The sequence below is a fragment of the Falsiroseomonas sp. genome, assembly GCF_030695085.1.
GTDB lineage: Bacteria > Pseudomonadota > Alphaproteobacteria > Acetobacterales > Acetobacteraceae > Falsiroseomonas.
In genome coordinates this window covers 1-16,586 of the sequence record NZ_JAUYTS010000194.1, presented here as the reverse complement: position 1 = coordinate 16,586, position 16,586 = coordinate 1, and the positions used below count along the sequence as shown (strand labels likewise).

At 70.4% G+C, this 16,586-nt stretch carries 16 protein-coding genes, 1 pseudogene and 1 riboswitch; of the genes and pseudogenes, 5 read left to right on the top strand and 12 right to left on the bottom strand.

Annotated features, from left to right (window positions below):
* Positions 1-5: 5 nt before the first annotated feature.
* From Q8S40_RS20635 to Q8S40_RS20620, 4 genes are all read right to left on the bottom strand, one after another.
* The gene (locus tag Q8S40_RS20635; RefSeq protein WP_305671903.1) at positions 6-1,958 is read right to left on the bottom strand and encodes a TonB-dependent siderophore receptor; all 1,953 of its coding nucleotides are present in this window, start codon (positions 1,956-1,958) and stop codon (positions 6-8) included.
* Positions 1,959-2,115: 157 nt separating this feature from the next.
* Positions 2,116-2,347: riboswitch (cobalamin riboswitch) on the bottom strand.
* A gap of 33 nt (positions 2,348-2,380) precedes the next feature.
* Positions 2,381-2,986: an exopolysaccharide biosynthesis protein gene (locus Q8S40_RS20630; protein ID WP_305671902.1), complete on the bottom strand. Its 606-nt coding sequence runs from the start codon at positions 2,984-2,986 to the stop codon at positions 2,381-2,383.
* Positions 2,987-3,023: 37 nt separating this feature from the next.
* Complete coding sequence (locus Q8S40_RS20625) at positions 3,024-3,731, bottom strand: exopolysaccharide biosynthesis protein (RefSeq protein WP_304815082.1); 708 nt, start codon at positions 3,729-3,731, stop codon at positions 3,024-3,026.
* 270 nt (positions 3,732-4,001) lie between these two features.
* Positions 4,002-4,979 carry a tripartite tricarboxylate transporter substrate binding protein gene (locus Q8S40_RS20620; protein ID WP_304815084.1) on the bottom strand — a complete coding sequence of 326 codons (978 nt, stop codon included), beginning with the start codon at positions 4,977-4,979 and terminating at the stop codon, positions 4,002-4,004.
* Between the two features lie 87 nt (positions 4,980-5,066).
* Here Q8S40_RS20620 and Q8S40_RS20615 point away from each other — a divergent pair, with 87 nt between their 5' ends.
* Both Q8S40_RS20615 and Q8S40_RS20610 read left to right on the top strand, forming a co-directional pair.
* Positions 5,067-5,690: a DUF1194 domain-containing protein gene (locus Q8S40_RS20615; protein WP_304815085.1), complete on the top strand. Its 624-nt coding sequence runs from the start codon at positions 5,067-5,069 to the stop codon at positions 5,688-5,690.
* 29 nt (positions 5,691-5,719) lie between these two features.
* Positions 5,720-6,835: a 2-aminoethylphosphonate--pyruvate transaminase gene (locus tag Q8S40_RS20610; protein ID WP_305671901.1), complete on the top strand. Its 1,116-nt coding sequence runs from the start codon at positions 5,720-5,722 to the stop codon at positions 6,833-6,835.
* Here Q8S40_RS20610 and Q8S40_RS20605 read toward each other — a convergent pair.
* From Q8S40_RS20605 to Q8S40_RS20595, 3 genes are all read right to left on the bottom strand, one after another.
* Positions 6,832-7,044 (bottom strand): DUF1289 domain-containing protein, encoded by a 213-nt coding sequence (locus Q8S40_RS20605; RefSeq protein ID WP_304815087.1) that lies wholly within the window; start codon positions 7,042-7,044, stop codon positions 6,832-6,834. The two genes, Q8S40_RS20610 and Q8S40_RS20605, sit on opposite strands and share 4 nt — an antisense overlap.
* Before the next feature lie 63 nt (positions 7,045-7,107).
* A complete protein-coding gene (locus Q8S40_RS20600; RefSeq protein ID WP_304815089.1) occupies positions 7,108-7,746 on the bottom strand; it encodes an OmpW family protein in 639 nt (212 codons plus the stop codon).
* 100 nt (positions 7,747-7,846) lie between these two features.
* On the bottom strand, positions 7,847-8,824 hold the full coding sequence (locus tag Q8S40_RS20595; protein WP_304815091.1) for a tripartite tricarboxylate transporter substrate binding protein: 978 nt from the start codon (positions 8,822-8,824) through the stop codon (positions 7,847-7,849).
* 144 nt (positions 8,825-8,968) lie between these two features.
* Here Q8S40_RS20595 and Q8S40_RS20590 point away from each other — a divergent pair, with 144 nt between their 5' ends.
* Together Q8S40_RS20590 and Q8S40_RS20585 are read left to right on the top strand one after the other, a co-directional pair.
* On the top strand, positions 8,969-10,291 hold the full coding sequence (locus Q8S40_RS20590) for a ferric reductase-like transmembrane domain-containing protein (protein ID WP_305671900.1): 1,323 nt from the start codon (positions 8,969-8,971) through the stop codon (positions 10,289-10,291).
* A gap of 170 nt (positions 10,292-10,461) precedes the next feature.
* Entirely contained in the window at positions 10,462-12,132 is a 1,671-nt protein-coding gene (locus Q8S40_RS20585; protein ID WP_305671899.1) for a formate--tetrahydrofolate ligase, read from the top strand.
* Between the two features lie 75 nt (positions 12,133-12,207).
* Here Q8S40_RS20585 and Q8S40_RS20580 read toward each other — a convergent pair whose 3' ends face one another.
* Genes Q8S40_RS20580 through Q8S40_RS20570 form a run of 3 tightly spaced genes read right to left on the bottom strand, consistent with a single transcriptional unit; the run spans position 12,208 to position 14,355 of the window.
* Complete coding sequence (locus Q8S40_RS20580; protein WP_305671898.1) at positions 12,208-12,369, bottom strand: hypothetical protein; 162 nt, start codon at positions 12,367-12,369, stop codon at positions 12,208-12,210.
* A gap of 43 nt (positions 12,370-12,412) precedes the next feature.
* Entirely contained in the window at positions 12,413-13,180 is a 768-nt protein-coding gene (locus Q8S40_RS20575) for an SGNH/GDSL hydrolase family protein (protein ID WP_305671897.1), read from the bottom strand.
* Between the two features lie 5 nt (positions 13,181-13,185).
* A complete protein-coding gene (locus Q8S40_RS20570) occupies positions 13,186-14,355 on the bottom strand; it encodes an OpgC family protein (protein ID WP_305671896.1) in 1,170 nt (389 codons plus the stop codon).
* Between the two features lie 29 nt (positions 14,356-14,384).
* Between Q8S40_RS20570 and Q8S40_RS20565 the strand changes: the two genes are divergently transcribed.
* The gene (locus Q8S40_RS20565; protein WP_305671895.1) at positions 14,385-15,605 is read left to right on the top strand and encodes a methyltransferase domain-containing protein; all 1,221 of its coding nucleotides are present in this window, start codon (positions 14,385-14,387) and stop codon (positions 15,603-15,605) included.
* On the opposite strand, the gene Q8S40_RS20560 is transcribed toward Q8S40_RS20565, so the two are convergent.
* Entirely contained in the window at positions 15,591-16,328 is a 738-nt protein-coding gene (locus tag Q8S40_RS20560) for a cellulose synthase operon protein YhjQ/BcsQ (protein WP_305671894.1), read from the bottom strand. The two genes, Q8S40_RS20565 and Q8S40_RS20560, sit on opposite strands and share 15 nt — an antisense overlap.
* A pseudogene (locus tag Q8S40_RS20555) lies at positions 16,325-16,586 on the bottom strand (GTPase); the annotation flags it as partial. The pseudogene Q8S40_RS20555 and the gene Q8S40_RS20560, both read right to left, overlap by 4 nt.

Here is a 16,586-nt window from a genome sequence, read left to right as displayed (position 1 = left end):
CGCGCTCAGAACGTGAAGCGCGTGCCGACCAGCAGGCTGCGGCCCGGCGTGACGAAGCCGTTCACCGGTTCCCACCGGCTGTTGCCCAGGTTGCGCCCCTCGACATAGCCGGTGATGGCGCTGGTCACGCGGTAGGATGCCGTCAGGTTCAGCACCGTGCCCGACTTGTTGTAGTTCACGCCGGAGACGAAGGCGCCGCTGTCGGTATAGGAGGCGGTCTCCGGCGAGGGGCCGGTGAACAGCATCTCCGGGCTGATGGTGATGCGGTCCGTCGGCGAGATGCGGGCGCCGGCGCTGACCACGTTGCGCGGGCGGCGGGCCAGCGGTGCATCCGCCACCCGGTCCCGTGCCTGCGTGATGGTCCAGCCCAGCCGCGCATCCAGCCAGCGCGCCGGCCGCACCACCAGCCCCAGCTCGACACCCTGGCTGCTCGCCTTCTCGATGTTCTCGAGGCTGGAGAAGGCGCGGTTGAAGTTGATCAGGTTGTTGGTGCGCGTGTTGAAATAGGTGGCACTCGCGGTCACGCCATCGGTGCGGCCGAACAGCGGCAGGTCGGTCTCGGTGCCGATTTCCCAGGCGAAGCTGTCCTCCGCCTGTAAATTCGGGTTGCCCTGGAAGAAGCTGCCGATGCGGCCGAAGCGCTGGTACAGCGAGGGCGCCTTGAAGGCGGTGCCGGCCGAGGCACGCAGGCGGGAGGACACTTCCGGCAACGCCAGCACCGCGCCGGTGCGCCAGGACAGGAAGCCGTCATAGTCATCCGCCAAATCCTGCCGCAGCCCGGCCGAGAGATCGAGGCGCGGGCCAAGCTGCGCCTGGATGCCGGCATGTACCGCCGTGTTGCTGGCCGAGGCATCCGTGGTGGTGCGGAAGCTGGGGGAGCCGGAATTGGCCTCCACGCTTTCCTGCTCATGCGTCACGCCGAAGGCGATGCCCGCGGCGGAGAACGGCCCGAGATCGCCGAGCCGCACGCGATTGCCCCAATCCAGGACCTGGCGGGTGCCGCGATACAGATCGTCGGTGGAGGCGCTGCTGCGCGCATCCGGCAGGTTCAGGTAGCGGCGCCGGTCCTCGGTGATGGCGGCGCGCAGGCCGGTGGTCCAGGCACCGTCGAACAGCCCGGTCTCGGCGCGGAGCTGGCCATACCAGCGGCGGTCATTGCCGGTGTAGTTCGGGTCGTCATTCGGGATGTTGTCCAGGTCCAGCCGGTTCTCGCGCCAGCGCAGCAGGCCCTCGATGCTGGTGGTGCCGCCCGACCAGCCGAAGCGGGCGGTGCCGGCGCCGGCGCGCAGCGATTCGGTTTCCCTCGTGTCGTTGGTGAAGCGGCGCGGGGTGGCGTCGCTGCCCTGGGTGGTCAGGCCCTGGCCGACCACCAGGTAGTTCCAGCCGCGCAGGCTGCCGGCGGCCCCCAGCGCGCCGCGGGCGGTGCCCTGGCTGCCGCCGGCGAGGTCGCCGAAGACCTGCAGCGGCACGCCTTCCGGCGCGCGGCGCGTCACCAGGTTGATGACGCCGCCGATGGCGCCGGAGCCATAGAGCGAGGAGCCCGGGCCGCGCACCACCTCGATCCGCTCGATATCGGCGAGCAGTTCATTGCCGAAATTGAAGGCGCCATTGGGCTCGGAGGCATCGTTCACCGGCACGCCATCCAGCAGCACCAGGACATGGCGGGAGGCGGTGCCGCGGATGAAGACGCTGGCCTGTTGGCCGAGGCCACCGCCCTGCACCATGTTCATCCCCGGCACCGTCGCCAGGGCTTCGGCGAGGGACTGGTAGCCGCGTTCCTCGATATCCGCGCGGGTCAGCACGGTGATGGCGGCCGGCACGCGTTCGGCATCGGTGGGGATGCGGGTCGCGGTGACGATGGTCTCCGGCAGGGTGGGCTGCGCCAGCGCGGTGGTGGACAGCAGCAAGGGCAGGGCGAGCGCGATGGGCGCGGCCGCGAGCGTGGACAGAAGTCGCATGGGAATCCTCCGTGCGATCAGACGACAAGCCACGCCACCCTTGCGGGCAACGCGGCGGCTGGCGTCGTCGCCGCCGGCGGAGACGAGCGGATACCGGCGGGGCATGCCCACCAGTGGCCTGTCGTTCCGTTGCGCCGGTGCACCCCGCCCGGCACGCGCGTGACGTCTCTGCGCCGGCCGGTCTCCTGGCTCGCGGAGGCTCGGGAGGGATCCTCCCGAAGGACCGTCCCCGCCTTCTCGGGCCCGATGGACCCAATGGCGTCAGGGAGACGATCTCTCCGCCTACAGTTGCGGGGGCAGCCGCGGACGTGGCTCGGCGGATTGCGCCACCGGGCCTTCGCGCGTTCCCGTTTCAGCCCTTGCGGGCCACCGTCGCATGACGCACTGTTACCACCGGGGCGTGATGGCGCACAATCGGGCGCTCAGAAGATCCAGCCCAGCGCCTGCAGCCCGAGCCAGCCGAGCAGGCCGAGCATGACCGTGGCGAAGACGCAGCCCGCGATGGTCAGCACCACGCCCCAGCCCGTGACGATGCTGTCATGCTCGATCAGCCCGAGCGCCATGACGATGTTGCCGAAGGCCGGCGGGCCATTGGTGCCCGGACCGGGCAGGATCAGCATGATCGCCACATAGGCGGTCAGCCAGCCGATGATGCGTTCGCCCAATGGGGAGGTGAAGAAGCCCGGCCGCGGCTTCACGTATTTCTCGATCCGCCCCAGCCCCTTGGAGGAAACGGAGGCCAGGCGCAGCAGGTCGGACCGCTTGATGGTCTGGCGGGCCAGGATGGCGGGCAGCTTCGGCACGCGCAGCCCGAGTCCCATCTGCACGCCGAGAATCAGCAACGGCGTGCCGAAGACGGTGGCCATGCCGGGCAGCAACCCGGGCAACAACAGCAGCAGCAGCAGCAGGCCGAAGCCGCGGTCGCCGAAGGCCTGCGCCAATTCGCCCAGGCTGATGCGCTCGCCCGGAAAGGCGGCCGCCACCTCTGCCACGATGCGGGAAATCGGTGCCGTATCCGCGTCTGCCATCGGCTCCGGCTTCATGGTGCTGAGGTGGGGCAGGTGGTCAGCTCAGCCCGAACAGCCAGGCGAAACCGGCCGCCAGCATCCAGCCGACGCTGCCGATGATCGACAGGCCGATGAAGATGCCGAAAATGCCGAACAGCGCGCCGGCCAGGATGGTCCGGGTATCCTCCTCCATCAGCCCGATCGCCATGATCATGCAGGCGAGCGACGGTGGGCCGTTGGTGAAGGGCAGGGGAATGCAGACGATGGCGGCCAGCACCACGCCATAGGCGCCCATCATCCGTTCCCCGGTCCGGCTGGTGAGCCAGGAGGGGCGCGGCTTCACGAAGCGTTCGACGCGTTGCAGCCAGGGCAACGACTTCGCCGCGATCAACCGCAGGTCGGACCGCCGCATCGACCGCCGTGTCAGCATGACCGGCAGCTTCGGGGATGGCAGCCCATAGGCGAGCTGCGCGCAGATGATCAGCAGCGGCACGCCGAAGATGGGGCTGAGCCCGGGGATGTAGATCGGCAGCAGGTTCGGCAGGGCGAACAGCACGATCAGCACGCCGTAGCCGCGTGCCCCGAGGGCTTGCATGAGCTCCCCGAGGGTCAAGCGATCCGTCGGCCAATCTCGGGCGATGCCGGTGACCAATTCCGAAACAGGCACCGGATGCGCGGCAGGCGCATCGGCGTGCGACAAATCCTGAAGCCCGTCGATGACGCGCCCACTCCTTCCCCAGCCCGGCGCTTTCGGCCGGGAAGCCATTTCCCGCGATAAGCGGTAGCACGGCCCGGGGATCCTTCACAGAGGGCTTGTCACTTAGCCGTGAGGTTGCAGGCGACGGGCGCCTGCCTTGCTTCGTGGCCGTGCTTCATCCCATCCATGGAGACCCTCTCCGCGCACCAGGGCTGAACGCCCGGCTTGAGGAGGTGATAGGGCGGGTGGCCGCCGGATGCCAGAAGGCGCGGTGTGACAGCTTCGTGGCCGGTTCTGCTGCGGCCGGCTGTATCGCAGCCGGCCTGATGGCTGCCGCGCCTATTGCGGCTGGAAATTCGCGATCCGCAGCAATTCCACGTTGCGGGCGACATCGGCATTGATGAAGCGCTCAGCCTCGGCCACGCTTTCCGCCACCGCTTCGAAGCCGAGGCCGGTCAGGCGCTCGACCACGGCGGCGTCGCGCATGCCCTCCACCAGCGCGGCATTGTACCGCGCGACAATCTCGGCCGGCACGCCGCGCGGGGCCCATACGCCGTACCAGGAATAGAATTCGAAGCCCGGCAGTCCGGCCTCCGCCATGGTCGGCAGGTCGGGGGCCAGGGGTGTGCGCGCCGCGGTTGCGATGCCCAGCCCGCGCAGCTGCCCGCCGCGCACCATGGGCAGCGTGGCCAGCACCGGGTCGAACATCAGATGCGCATTGCCGCCGGCAACATCCGTGAGCGCCGGCGCGGTGCCGCGATAGCCGACGATCTCGATATTGGCGCCGGTCACGCGGTTGAACTCGATCGTGCCGAGATGCCCGGCCGAACCCAGCGAGGATGTCGCGAAGGACCAGCGTGCCGGTTCGGCTTTCGCGGCCGCGACGATCTCGGGGATGTCGCGCTGCGGGCGCTGCGGGCTCATCACCAGGACCAGCGGGCCGCGCGCGGTACGGGCCAGCGGCACGAAATCCGTCACGGGGTCATAGGGCACGTTCCGCATCACGCTGCGCGCCATGACGTGGATCGAGGCGGAACCGAGGATGGTGTAGCCATCCGCGCCGGCCTGGAGCACGGCATTGCTGCCGACCTGGCCATTGGCGCCGGAGCGGTTTTCCACCACCACCGGGACCCCCATCTTCTCCTGGATTTTCTGCGCGGCGAGGCGGGACATGGCGTCGGTGGCGCCACCGGGCGGGTAGGGGACGATCATGCGGATCGGACGCGCCGGCCAGGCCTGCGCCAGTACCCGGGGCGATGCGAGCGGTGCGGCCAACAGCCCGCCACCCGCCGCCAGAATGCCACGCCTGCCGATCATCCTGCGCTCCTGTCACACATCACCGGCCCAGGCTGGCATCGGCCCGGGCGTCATGCAATCGACTCGTTAATGAGTGGGAACCTGCCGATGGCGGCCGTTGATATCGCGCTGTGCCTGGCCATGGATGTCTCGGCCAGCGTGGACTACGCGGAGTTCGGCCTGATGGCCGGCGGCACCGCGGCGGCGTTCCGGGACCCCGCCATCCTGGCCGCCGCCACCGCCGGCCCGCGTGGTGCCGCGGCGGTGGCGCTGCTGCTGTGGTCCGGCCCCGGCGAGCAGGATCTGGCGGTGGGCTGGACCCGGATCGCGGATGCGGCCTCCGCCGCTGCCCTGGCCGACGCGATCGAGAACACGCCCCGCATGCCCCGCCCCGGCGCCACGGCGATCGGGGAGGGGATGGCCGCGGGCCTCGCCGTGCTGGCCCGTGCGCCGGGGGATCCGACCCGCCTGGTGCTCGATGTCTCGGGCGATGGCCGCCACAATGCCGGGCGCCCGCCCGGGCCGGTGCGGGACCTGGCGGTGGCGGCGGGGCTGACGGTGAACGGCCTGGCCCTGCTGAACGAGGAGCCGGACCTGCTGGAGCATTACCTGGCGGAGGTGGTGGGCGGCCCGGGGTCCTTCGCCATGCCCTGCGCCGACTACATCGATTTCGCCGAAGCCATCCTGCGCAAGCTGCGACGGGAATTGCTGGGCGACGCGCTGGTGGTATAGCCAGGGGTGCAATCCGAAGGGCGAAACCCATGCTGCTGCTGATTCCCGGCCCCGTGCAGACCCGCCCCGAGGTCCGCGCCTGCATGGCCGAGGACATCGCCCCCTGGGACGAGGAATTCCGCGACGAATACGCCGCCATGCGGCCGCGCATCGTGAAGATCGCCGGCGGGGTGGAGGGCAAGCATGTGTCGCTGCCGCTGCCCGGCTGCGGCCACATGATCATCGAGGCCGCGATCCGCACCTTCGTGCCGGCCGGCGCCAAGCTGCTGGTGGTGCGCAATGGCGGCTATGCGGACCGCCTGGCCCGGCTGGCCGAGAGTGCGGGCCGCGTGGTGGTGGCGCTGGATGGGCCGGATGACGCGCCGATGCCGGCCGAGCGGCTGGCCCAGGCGCTGGCCGAAAATCCGGATTGCGGCCAGGTCGCGCTGGTGGTGAGCGAGACCGGCACGGGCATCGTGAACGATCCGAACATCCTCGGCCCGGTCATCGCCGCGGCGGGGCGGCGGATGATCTGCGATGCGGTCTCCGGCTTCGGCGCGCTGCCCTTCAGCCTGGAGGCGCATCCGGAATGCGATGTGGTGGTCTTCACCTCCAACAAATGCCTCGAAGGCCTGCCGGGCTTCGGCTTCGCGGTGGCGCCGATCGCGCGGCTGGAAGCCTGCCGCGGCCAGGCCGGGTCCTGGGTCATGGATTTGTCCGACGTTTATGATCACGCCTTGAAGAATGGCTGGGGCAGTTTTCGCTTCACGCCGGCGGTGCAGGCGCTGCGGGCCTTCGGCAAGGCGATGGAGATCTATGAGGCGGAAGGCGGCCAGCCGGCGCGGCTCGCACGCTACAGCCGCAACCGGGACGTGATGTATGCGGGCCTCAAGGCGCTGGGCTTCACGCCCTATGTCGCGCCGGAACACCAGGGGCCGATCATCGTCAATGTGTATCAGCCGGTCGATCCGAACTGGAGCCTCGAGGCCTTCCAGCGCGGCATGAAGGCGCGCGGCGTCATCCTGTCCGACTTCTCCTCAACCCTGAAGCCGTCCATGCGCTTCGGCTGCATCGGTGCGATCGGGGAGGAGGATATCCGCTTCGCGCTGAAGCAGGCGGAGGCGGTGCTGCAGGAAATGGGCGTCGGCACCCGCGCCGCCGCCTAGGCCTTCCTCTTTTTCTTCGCCGCTGCCGTGCCGGTCCTGTGGCCGGCATTGGCGAGGGCCGAAAGGCGTTGGGGCAGCGCGGCACGAATCGCGGGGCGCTCCGCCTTGTCCTTCTTCCAGCTTTTCTTCTCGGGCTTCAGCATGCCGCAGCCGAAGCACCAGCCGGTGTCTTCGTCATAACGGCAGATATCGATGCAGGGACTGGCCATGGCACGCAGATGGGGCGCGCCGGCGGTGGGGGAAGGGCATGGCTGCCCCGCCCCCTCGTCACATCAGAAGCGGTAGCGGATGCTGGTGCCGATGATCCAGGGGTCGAGATTCGCCTCAGCCCGCACGGCGCCCTGGTTCACGCTGACATCAGGCCGCAGCCACAGCCGCTTCACATCGAAATTCGCCAGCAGGTTCGGCGAAATCTCGTAATCCACGCCGGCATTCACCGCGACGCCCCAGGCATTCTCGACATCGACACTGGTGATGCCGGCGCTGCGGCCGCCGCCTTCGCCATAGAACACCGTGTAGTTGAGCCCGACGCCGAGATAGGGGCTGAAACGGCTGGCCGGCAGCGGGTGATATTGCAGCGTCACCGTCGGCGGAAGCGCCCAGACGCGGCCGAGATCGATGTTGCCGCCCGCCAGCCCGCGCACGGAGACATCATGGCGCGAGGTCGCGGCAATGACGTTCACCGCGAAGTTCGGCGTCATGAAATAGGTGAGGTCGAGCTGCGGGGTTGCCGTTGCGCTCACATGCGGCTCGCCGCCAATGGTGGTGTTGCCGCCATTGGAGGGCAGCACGCCGATGAGGCCGACGCCGAGCACGATATCGCCCGCCAGCTTGCCACGCACATCCTGCGCCATCGCCGGCATCGCCGCGACCACACCCACCAGGGCCGCTGCGCAGATCTTCCGAATCATAGCCAATAGCCTTTCTCCGCGACGCGCACCGTGCGCGGCCGCGGAGGTGTTCTGGTCCTGGCTTCCTCACCAATCCTTGATGCAGGTCATGCGGTTTGCATCATTCCGCCCGGATATTGGCGCTGCGCACCACCTCGCGCCAGCGCGCGATCTCCGCCTGTTGGAAGCTGCGATAGTCATCCGGCGAATTGGCCACGACATCGAAGCCGATGGCGTTCAGGCGCTGCACCGATTCCGGGTGGCGCAGCGCGGCCACGGTCGCGGCATGCACTTTCGTCAGCACCGGCTGCGGCAGGCCCGCGGGCGCCATCACGGCTTGCCAGGATGTCACCACGAAATCGGTCAGCCCTGCCTCCGCCGCCGTCGGCACATCCGGCAGCACGGGGCTGCGCGTGGCGCTGGTCAGCAGGATGGCGCGCAGCCGCCCGCCCTGGATATGCGCCGCCACCGTGCCGAGATTCTGGAAGGAGATCTGCACATTGCCGGCGATGAGGTCCGTCGCCGCCGCGGCACCGCCCTGATAGGGCACATGCGTTACATCCGTGCCCGTGCGCTGCTTGAACAATTCCATCGTCAGATGGTCCGAGGAGCCGACGCCGGAGGTGGAGTAGCTGGCGCGGCCATCCTGCGCCTTCAGCCAGGCAACAACCTCATCCAGCGTGCGCGCCGGCACCTTCTCGGCATTCACCACCAGCACGTTCGGCGTGGTGACGGCCATGGTGATCGGCGCGAAATCCCGCACCGGGTCGTAGCCGAGATTCGGCCGCAGCGCGGCGTTGATGGCAAAGACGCCGATCGAGCCCACGAACAGCATGTGCCCATCCGCCGGCGCCCGCATCACCAGCCGTGCCGCGACCTCGCCATTCGCCCCCGCGCGGTTCTCCGCCACCACGGGTTGGCCGACCGCCTGGCCCATGCGGTTGGCGATGGTCCGCGCGATGATGTCGGAGGGGCCGCCGGCGACGAAGGGCACCATGATGGTGACAGGCCGGGTCGGCCAGGCGGCATCCTGCGCGCGGGCGAGGCCCGGCAGCAGCGGCGTGGCGGCAAGCGTGGACAGCAGGGTTCGGCGCAGCATGGGACATCCTCCAGGGTGGTCTTTTGCCGGGATGATGCCGGGCATCGCTGTGGCGCGAAAGGCCGCCGGCAACCGGCGAGGTCACCACGCGGCGAACGAGACCGGCGCCGCTGCGTTCGGAAGGGGATCGGCAGGGAGAAAGGCATGGCGTTCCGCCAGGCGGCTTGGATTGCGCTCTATCTGGTATTGGTGCTGACGCCGCAGGCGTTGCTGTTCCTGGGCGAGGTGCCGCCGGGGCGCGATTTCTGGTGGAACTTCTCCATGGCGCTCGGCTTCGCCGGCATGGCGATGATGGGCGTGCAGTTTGCCCTGACCGCGCGCATCCGCCCGATGACCTCGCCCTTCGGCGTCGACATCATCTACCTGTTCCATCGCTATCTGGCCTGGATCGCGCTTGCGCTCGTGGCGGCGCATTTCGGCATATTGTGGCTGTGGTACGAGGAAAGCCTGGGCCCCACCATCAATCCCTTCGCGGCGGATTGGGAGTTGACGGCGGGGCGCGCGGCGCTGCTGCTGTTCGGGCTCGCCGTCGTCACCTCCGAATGGCGGAAGCTGCTGCGGCTGGAATATGGGCTGTGGCGCTATCTGCATGTGGTGCTGGCGACGCTGGGCTTCGGTGCGGCGGTCGCCCACATCATCGGCATCGGCTACTTCACCGCATCCCCGATGAACCGGACATTATGGCTGCTGGCGACGCTGTCCTGGCTGGTGCTGCTGGTCTGGGTCCGGCTGGTGAAGCCGATGCGGCAGACCCGCGAGCCCTGGCGGGTGGTGGAGGTGCGGCCCGGCCGCAACGATGTCTGGACCATCGCGATCGAGCCGGATGGCCATGCCGGGCTGCGCCGCTTCCTGCCCGGCCAGTTTGCCTGGCTGACCCTGCGCAATTCGCCCTTCGGCCTGCGCGAGCATCCCTTCACCATCGCCTCGGCGCCTGAATCCCTGCCGCGGCTGGAATTCGGCATCAAGGAGCTGGGCGACTTCACCAGCCGGATCGGGGAGGTCCGCCCCGGTGACCCGGCCTGGATCGACGCGCCCTATGGCGTGTTCTCCATCGACCGGCAGAAGGCGGCGGAGGGCATCGTCGGCATCGTCGGCGGCGTCGGCATCACGCCGATGCTGAGCATGTTGCGCAGCCTGGCCGCGCGCGGCGACCGGCGGCCGGTCTGGCTGTTCTACGGCAACAAGGGCTGGGAGGATGTGGCCTACCGGGAGGAGCTGGAGGCCCTGCGGGCGCGGCTCGACCTGCACCTGATCCACATCCTGGAAGACCCGCCGGAGGGCTGGAAGGGCGAGACGGGCTTCGTGACGCGGGAGGTGCTGGAGCGGCATCTGCCGCCCGAACCCCGCCCGCATCTGCACTGCTTCCTGTGCGGGCCGACGCCGATGACGGCGGCGGCGGAACAGGCGCTGCTGGGCATGGGCATCCCGGCGCGGCAGATCCAGACCGAAATCTTCGAGCTGGCCTGAGGAGGACCCGATGCGCCGCAGGATCGCCATTCTCCTGGCCACGCTCACCGGCCTTCTCGTGCTGCTGATGGCGCTGGGCTTCGCGCTGCTGCGCTGAAGGCAACGGCATGGCTTGCTCCCATGCCTATGTCCCGATAAGCGCGGAGACATCGCAGGGAGCAAGCACCAGCATGGCCACCGACCTCGACATTGCCCGCGCGGCGACGTTGCGCCCGATCACGGAGATCGCGGCCCGCGCCGGCATCCCCGATGCGGCGCTGGAGCCCTACGGCAAGTACAAGGCCAAGATCGGCACGCAATTCGTGGCCGAGGCCTCCGCCCGGCCGCCCGGCGCGCTGGTGCTGGTCACCGGCATCAGCCCGACCCCGGCCGGCGAAGGCAAGACCACCACCACCATCGGCCTCGGCGATGCGCTGAACGCGCTCGGCACCAACACCATGATCTGCCTGCGGGAGCCCTCGCTCGGCCCCTGTTTCGGGGTGAAGGGCGGTGCGACCGGCGGTGGCTATGCCCAGGTGCTGCCGATGGAGGACATCAACCTCCATTTCACCGGCGATTTCCACGCCATCACCAGCGCCAACAACCTGCTTTCGGCGATGGTGGACAACCACCTGTACTGGGGCAACGAACTGGGGCTGGACCCGCGCCGCGTATCCTGGCGCCGCGCCATGGACATGAACGACCGCAATTTGCGCGACTGCGTGGTGGGCATGGGCGGTGCCACCCAGGGCGTGGTGCGGGAGGATGGCTTCGACATCACCGTGGCGTCCGAGGTCATGGCGGTGTTCTGCCTGGCGCGCGACCTGGCTGACCTGCAGGACCGCCTGGGCCGCATGATCGTCGGCCGCCGGCGGGACGGCACGGCGGTGACGGCGCGTGACATCAAGGCGGATGGCGCCATGGCGGCGCTGCTGCGGGATGCGCTGTCGCCCAACCTGGTGCAGTCGATCGCCGGCACCCCGGCGCTGGTGCATGGCGGGCCCTTCGCCAATATCGCGCATGGCTGCAACAGCGTGGTCGCCACGCGGATGGGCCTGGGCCTTGCCGATGTGGTGGTCACCGAAGCCGGCTTCGGCGCGGATCTCGGCGCGGAGAAGTTCCTCGATATCAAGTGCCGCCTCGCGGGGCTCAACCCTGCCGCCTGCGTCATCGTCGCCACGGTGCGCGCGCTGAAGATGCATGGCGGCGTCGCCAAGGCCGAGCTGGGGCGGGAGGATGTGGCGGCGGTGGAACGCGGCGTGGCCAACCTCGCCCGTCATGTCGAGAACATGCACAAATTCGGCCTGCCGGTGGTGGTGGCGCTGAACCGCTTCAACAGCGACACGCCGGCCGAGATCGCTGCGGTGCAGGCCGCCATGGCGCGGCTGGATACCCAGGCGGTCCTCTGCACCCATTGGTCGGATGGCGCGGCTGGGGCCGAGGAACTGGCGAAGGCGGTGCAGGCCCGCATCGCCGCCGGGGCCGCGCGGTTCCAGCCGCTATATCCGGATGCGATGCCGCTGGCAGACAAGCTGCGGACCATCGCGCAGCAGATCTACCGGGCGCGCGACGTGGCGATACCGGCACCTGCCGCCCAGAAGCTGGCGCGGTGGGAGGCGGAGGGCTTCGGCCACCTGCCGGTCTGCGTCGCCAAGACGCAATATTCCTTCAGCGCCGACCCCACCGCGCTGGGCGCCCCGGTGGACCATACGTTGCCGGTGCGCGATGTGCGGCTTTCGGCCGGCGCGGGCTTCGTTGTCGCGGTGTGCGGGGAGATCATGACCATGCCCGGCCTGCCGCGCCGCCCGGCGGCCGAGACCATCGGCCTGGATGCGGAGGGCCGCATCGAAGGGCTGTTCTGATCGCTCGGGCCGGGGGCGGTATCCGTCACTTCCGGGGCGCGATCACGGCGGTGCGCGGGCGTGCGGTGCGGCGTCTCAGTGCGTCTCGCGCAGGAGGCGCAGCAACGCCTCCGGCACCGGCTCCGCCAGGGCGCTCTCGTAGCGTCGGGTGAGTTCGTCCTGAAGCCAGCGATCGAACGCCGCCCCACCGGGCGGCGGAAGCTGGGGCCTTGCGGGAGGATGCTGGAAAAGGATCATGCGATGAGAGCGCAGCCGGCGCCCTGGGGTTCCTTGGCCCCGGTCAGGGGCGCGCTCGCCGCCCGCGCTGCGCGCCATCCAGGATGAATTCCGCCATCGCCTTCGCCAGGCAATCATGCAGCCGGTCCGCCAGCGCCACCTGCTGAGAGGCTGGCGCGCGTTCCAGGTCCAGCTTCTCCGTCTCCACCCAATGGCGCATGATGGCCCAGCGGCTGAAAAGCTGCGCGCCGCTGGCCGCGGCGGAAACCCGCAGCCAGTTGCGGTAGCTTTCGACATCCGCATTGGCGCGCAGGAAGCGGGAGAATTGCGGGTCCACCAGAACCACATCGGTGCGCTCGCCCCGCACCGCCCGAAGCTGGGCCACGGCGTTCTGCACCGTCTCCGCCATCTCCTCCACCGGCAGGCCGCGGGCGGCCTCCACCGTGCCGAGTTGCCAGATGACGAGGTGCGGCCGCAGCCGCGGGCCCTGTTCGGCGAGGATGCGGGCATGATCCGTGGCGGTGGTGCCGCGCCGGCCATAGACCGCGACCGTCACCGTCACCGGCGCGACCCGTTCGCCCAGCACCGCCCCCAGCCGCTCCGGCCAGGTCGCCGCGGGGCCGGATGTACCGCCGGCCTGGGTGGAGGCGCTGCCCACCACCAGGATGCGCAGATCGGTATGCGACAGGGCGGCGAAGACGCCGGCCATCGGTGCGGCTTCCATCGCCTCCGCCGGTGCGCCGCAGGCCACGTCCCCGGCCCGCGCCGGGGTCCAGGCGAGCGCGCCGGCCAGGGCGAGCAGGGGCAGCCAGGGCTGAAATTTGCGGGGCATGGCGCTCATGGCGTAACGATCCCGGACGTGGCCGGCAAGGGGGTTTTGCGCGACCGCTTGCCCTCTCCGCCATACCAGGCGGAGACCACCGCGACCGCGATCAGCGCCGCCAGCCCCACCAGGTTCACCAGCACCTGCCCGGTGAGGCCGGGGATCATTTCCAGCGCCAGCCGGCCGAGGAAGGACAGGAAGATGCCGGCGCAGAAGACCGCCAGGCCCTGCTGCCCCATCAGCACGAACATCGCCGGCACCGGGTGCGACAGCCAGGACGCCTGGCGCGGGATGAGATGCGCCACCAGCCAGCCGAGCAGCAGGACGGAGGCCAGCCGCGCCGGATGCAACCCGGCCTTGTCCACCGTGGCGATGGCGGCCGCCAGCCATTCCGGCGCGTACAGCCCGAAGCCCGGCCCGTGCCACACCAGGTTCAGCGCCACCGCGCAGGCCAGCAGCAACAGGCCTGCCAGCACCGCCAGCCCCCGGTGCCAGGGCAGGCGCCGCGCCAGCACCGCCGGATCGGCGCGGCCGAGCACCACGCCGATGGTGAATACCAACTGCCAGGCGAAGGGGTTGAAGAACCAGGAGCCGCCGGTCCAGTTCGGCAGGTTGAAGCCGCTGATCCGGATGGCGACATACAGCGTGGCGGAAAGGCCCAGCAGCCAGGCCGGGTGCCGGATCAGCGGCAGGCTCAGCGCGAACAGGCCCAGCACCACGATGTAGAGTGGCAGGATATCCAGGAAGGCGGGCTGGTAGTGCAGCAGCAGCGCCTCCAGCAGCGCGCGGTAGGGCTCCTGGCCGAAGGGGTCGAGGTGCAGCTCGTCCAGATAGGCCGCCTGGTTCAGCGCGGCGGCGGAAAAGCCGACCTGGGCGGCGAAGACCACGAACAGAAAGATGTGCGCCACATACAGCGTGCCCATCCGGCCGACGATGCGGCCCGCGGCGGTCGGCCAGCCATCCCGTTCCAGCATGCGGCCATAGGCGATGCCGGCCGCATAGCCCGCCAGCAGCACGAAGACCTCCGTCGCATCGCAGAAGGCCACGTTGCGCAGCGTGCCGTGAGCCAGCAGATTGCCCGGCGTGTGGGTGATGAAGATGAACCACAGCGCCAGGCCACGCAGGAAATCCACCCGGATGTCACGCGAGGCGGCGGCGGAGGCGGAGGCGGAGGGGGAGGACATGCGCCGACAGCATCGCGGAAGGACAGGGCTTGGCGCAAGCATCGGCTGACGACCTGCTGCGCGAGGGGGCGGCCCGGCACCAGCGCGGCGACCTGGCGCTGGCGGAGCGGCTGTACCGCCGCGTGCTGAAGCTGCGCCCGGGGGACGGCAATGCGCTGAACCTGCTGGGGGTGGCGGCCCGCCAGCGCGGCGATCTGGCGGCGGCGCTGGCCTTCTCCGCCCAGGCGCTGGCGGTGCAGCCGGACAGCCCGATTTTCCTGGCGAATCGGGGCGCCACCCTGGCCGAGGCCGGGCAGCTGGAACCGGCCGTGGAGGCGCTGCGCGCCGCGCTGGCCCGGCGCCCGGCGGATGCGACGGCGCTGCGGAACCTCGGCCAAGCGCTGTGCGCGCTGGGCCAGGCGGCGGCGGCCATCGCCCCGCTGCAACAGGCCGTGCAGATCGCGCCACAGGCGCCGGAGCCCTGGCTCGCCCTGGCCCATGCACTGCGCGAGGCCGGGCAGGATGGTGCGGAGGATGCGGCGCGGCGCGTGCTGGCGCTGCCCGGCCTGCCGCCGGGGCTTGCCGCGCAGGCACGCTTCCTGCTGGCCGCGCTGGGGGCGGAAGCGGCGCCGGACCGCGCGCCGGCCGCCTATGTGCGCGACCTGTTCGACCAATACGCGCCACGCTTCGACCAGGACCTCCAGGACCGACTGCATTACCGCACGCCCGCATTGCTGGCGGCGCTGCTGGCCCAGCAGGGCATCGCGCCGGATGGCGGTCGCCGGGTGCTGGACCTTGGCTGCGGCACCGGGCTTTCGGGGCTGGCGCTAAAGCCCTGGGCGCGGCGGCTGGAAGGTCTGGATCTGTCGCCCCGCATGCTGGCGGAAGCGCGCCGCCGCGGGCTGTACGACGCGCTGCATGAGGCCGATCTGGCGGCTTTCCTGGCCGCGCGTCGGGCCGGGTTCGATCTGGTGGCGGCGGTGGATGTGCTGAACTACCTGGGCGACCTCGCCCCCGCCCTGGCCGGCATCGCCGGCGCATTGGTGCCGGGGGGCGTGGCGGCCTTCAGCATCGAGGCCCTTGAACCAGCGGCCGGGCAGGGCGCCTCCTTCGTACTGGGGGAGGGGCTGCGCTACCGCCACGACCCCGCGCATGTCCTGGCGCTGGCCGCCGCTTCGGGGCTCACCCTGCTGGCGCGGCAGGATGCGCCGCTGCGGCAGGAGAAGGGCGTGGCGGTGGCCGGGGTGTTGCTGGTGCTACGCCGCGTGTAGCCCCCGGGCCAGCGCCCGCACATCCAGCGCGGCGGTGCAGCCGGGGTGGCGGGTCAGCAGCGGGGTCTGGTGGCGGATGGCATCCGGCACCTTCGCATCCCGCCGCACCACGCCGGCCAGGGGCAGGTCCCGTGCCAGGAAGCGACGCACCGCGGCGGCGAGCGTCGCATGGGTGCGCTGGCCGCTGGCCGCCGTGCCGGCCAGGTTCACCACCAGCCGCGCATCGCCCCGCGGCGCGTCCTGCGCATGCAGCTTCAGCACGGCATAGGCATCGGTCAGGCTGGTCGGTTCCTCCGTCGCCACCACCAGCAGCAGATCCGCCAGCGCGGCCAGGCGGCGCTGCGGCGCCTCCACCCCCGCGCCGAGATCGACCACCACATCCTGGAAGCGCGCAGCCAGGCGCTGCGGCAAGGCCAGCGCCGCATCCAGCCCCGCGCCCGCCAGCCCGGCCAGCGCCCCGCTGCCGGACCGCCCGGCCAGCAGGTGAAACCCGGCCGGCAGCGCCTGCGCCGCCTCCTCCACCGCGACGCCACCCAGCACCGCGCCGAGGTCGCGCCCGGGATTCAGCCCGAGTTGCACATCCGCATTGGCCAGCCCGAGATCGGCATCCATCAGCACCACGCGGCGGCCCTGTTCGGCCAACGCATGCGCGAGGGTGATGGACAGCCAGGTCTTGCCGACGCCGCCCTTGCCGGAGGCGACGGCGATGATCCGTCCCGTCATGCTCTCTCCTGCCTCACAGGGGTCGCGAGGCGTTGCGCCAGCCCCTCCGGCGTCAAGGGTTCCAACCCGCCCGAGGCATCCGGCCCGGTACCGGCCTCGGTCAGGGGCAGGCCCACCGCGGCGGCGGCCAGCACGCTGCCGAGGCGGCGCGCGCTGTCCAGCCTTGTCGGCAGCAAATGGCGGCAGCCGAGCAGGCGGAAGGCGCCCGCCGTCTCCGCCGCCTCATCCGGGTCCAGCCCGGCCGGCAGCACCAGCACG

Excerpts from the sequence above, each read along its gene's own strand:
- Q8S40_RS20585 (WP_305671899.1), top strand. The coding sequence starts at position 10,462 with ATGGCCACCGACCTCGACATTGCCCGCGCGGCGACGTTGCGCCCGATC.
- Q8S40_RS20560 (WP_305671894.1), bottom strand. The coding sequence starts at position 16,328 with ATGACGGGACGGATCATCGCCGTCGCCTCCGGCAAGGGCGGCGTCGGC.
- Q8S40_RS20630 (WP_305671902.1), bottom strand. The coding sequence starts at position 2,986 with ATGGCAGACGCGGATACGGCACCGATTTCCCGCATCGTGGCAGAGGTG.
- Q8S40_RS20595 (WP_304815091.1), bottom strand. The coding sequence starts at position 8,824 with ATGCTGCGCCGAACCCTGCTGTCCACGCTTGCCGCCACGCCGCTGCTG.
- Q8S40_RS20580 (WP_305671898.1), bottom strand. The coding sequence starts at position 12,369 with ATGATCCTTTTCCAGCATCCTCCCGCAAGGCCCCAGCTTCCGCCGCCC.
- Q8S40_RS20570 (WP_305671896.1), bottom strand. The coding sequence starts at position 14,355 with ATGTCCTCCCCCTCCGCCTCCGCCTCCGCCGCCGCCTCGCGTGACATC.
- Q8S40_RS20615 (WP_304815085.1), top strand. The coding sequence starts at position 5,067 with ATGGCGGCCGTTGATATCGCGCTGTGCCTGGCCATGGATGTCTCGGCC.
- Q8S40_RS20590 (WP_305671900.1), top strand. The coding sequence starts at position 8,969 with ATGGCGTTCCGCCAGGCGGCTTGGATTGCGCTCTATCTGGTATTGGTG.
- Q8S40_RS20605 (WP_304815087.1), bottom strand. The coding sequence starts at position 7,044 with ATGGCCAGTCCCTGCATCGATATCTGCCGTTATGACGAAGACACCGGC.
- Q8S40_RS20625 (WP_304815082.1), bottom strand. The coding sequence starts at position 3,731 with ATGGCTTCCCGGCCGAAAGCGCCGGGCTGGGGAAGGAGTGGGCGCGTC.
- Q8S40_RS20610 (WP_305671901.1), top strand. The coding sequence starts at position 5,720 with ATGCTGCTGCTGATTCCCGGCCCCGTGCAGACCCGCCCCGAGGTCCGC.
- Q8S40_RS20600 (WP_304815089.1), bottom strand. The coding sequence starts at position 7,746 with ATGATTCGGAAGATCTGCGCAGCGGCCCTGGTGGGTGTGGTCGCGGCG.
- Q8S40_RS20635 (WP_305671903.1), bottom strand. The coding sequence starts at position 1,958 with ATGCGACTTCTGTCCACGCTCGCGGCCGCGCCCATCGCGCTCGCCCTG.
- Q8S40_RS20620 (WP_304815084.1), bottom strand. The coding sequence starts at position 4,979 with ATGATCGGCAGGCGTGGCATTCTGGCGGCGGGTGGCGGGCTGTTGGCC.
- Q8S40_RS20575 (WP_305671897.1), bottom strand. The coding sequence starts at position 13,180 with ATGCCCCGCAAATTTCAGCCCTGGCTGCCCCTGCTCGCCCTGGCCGGC.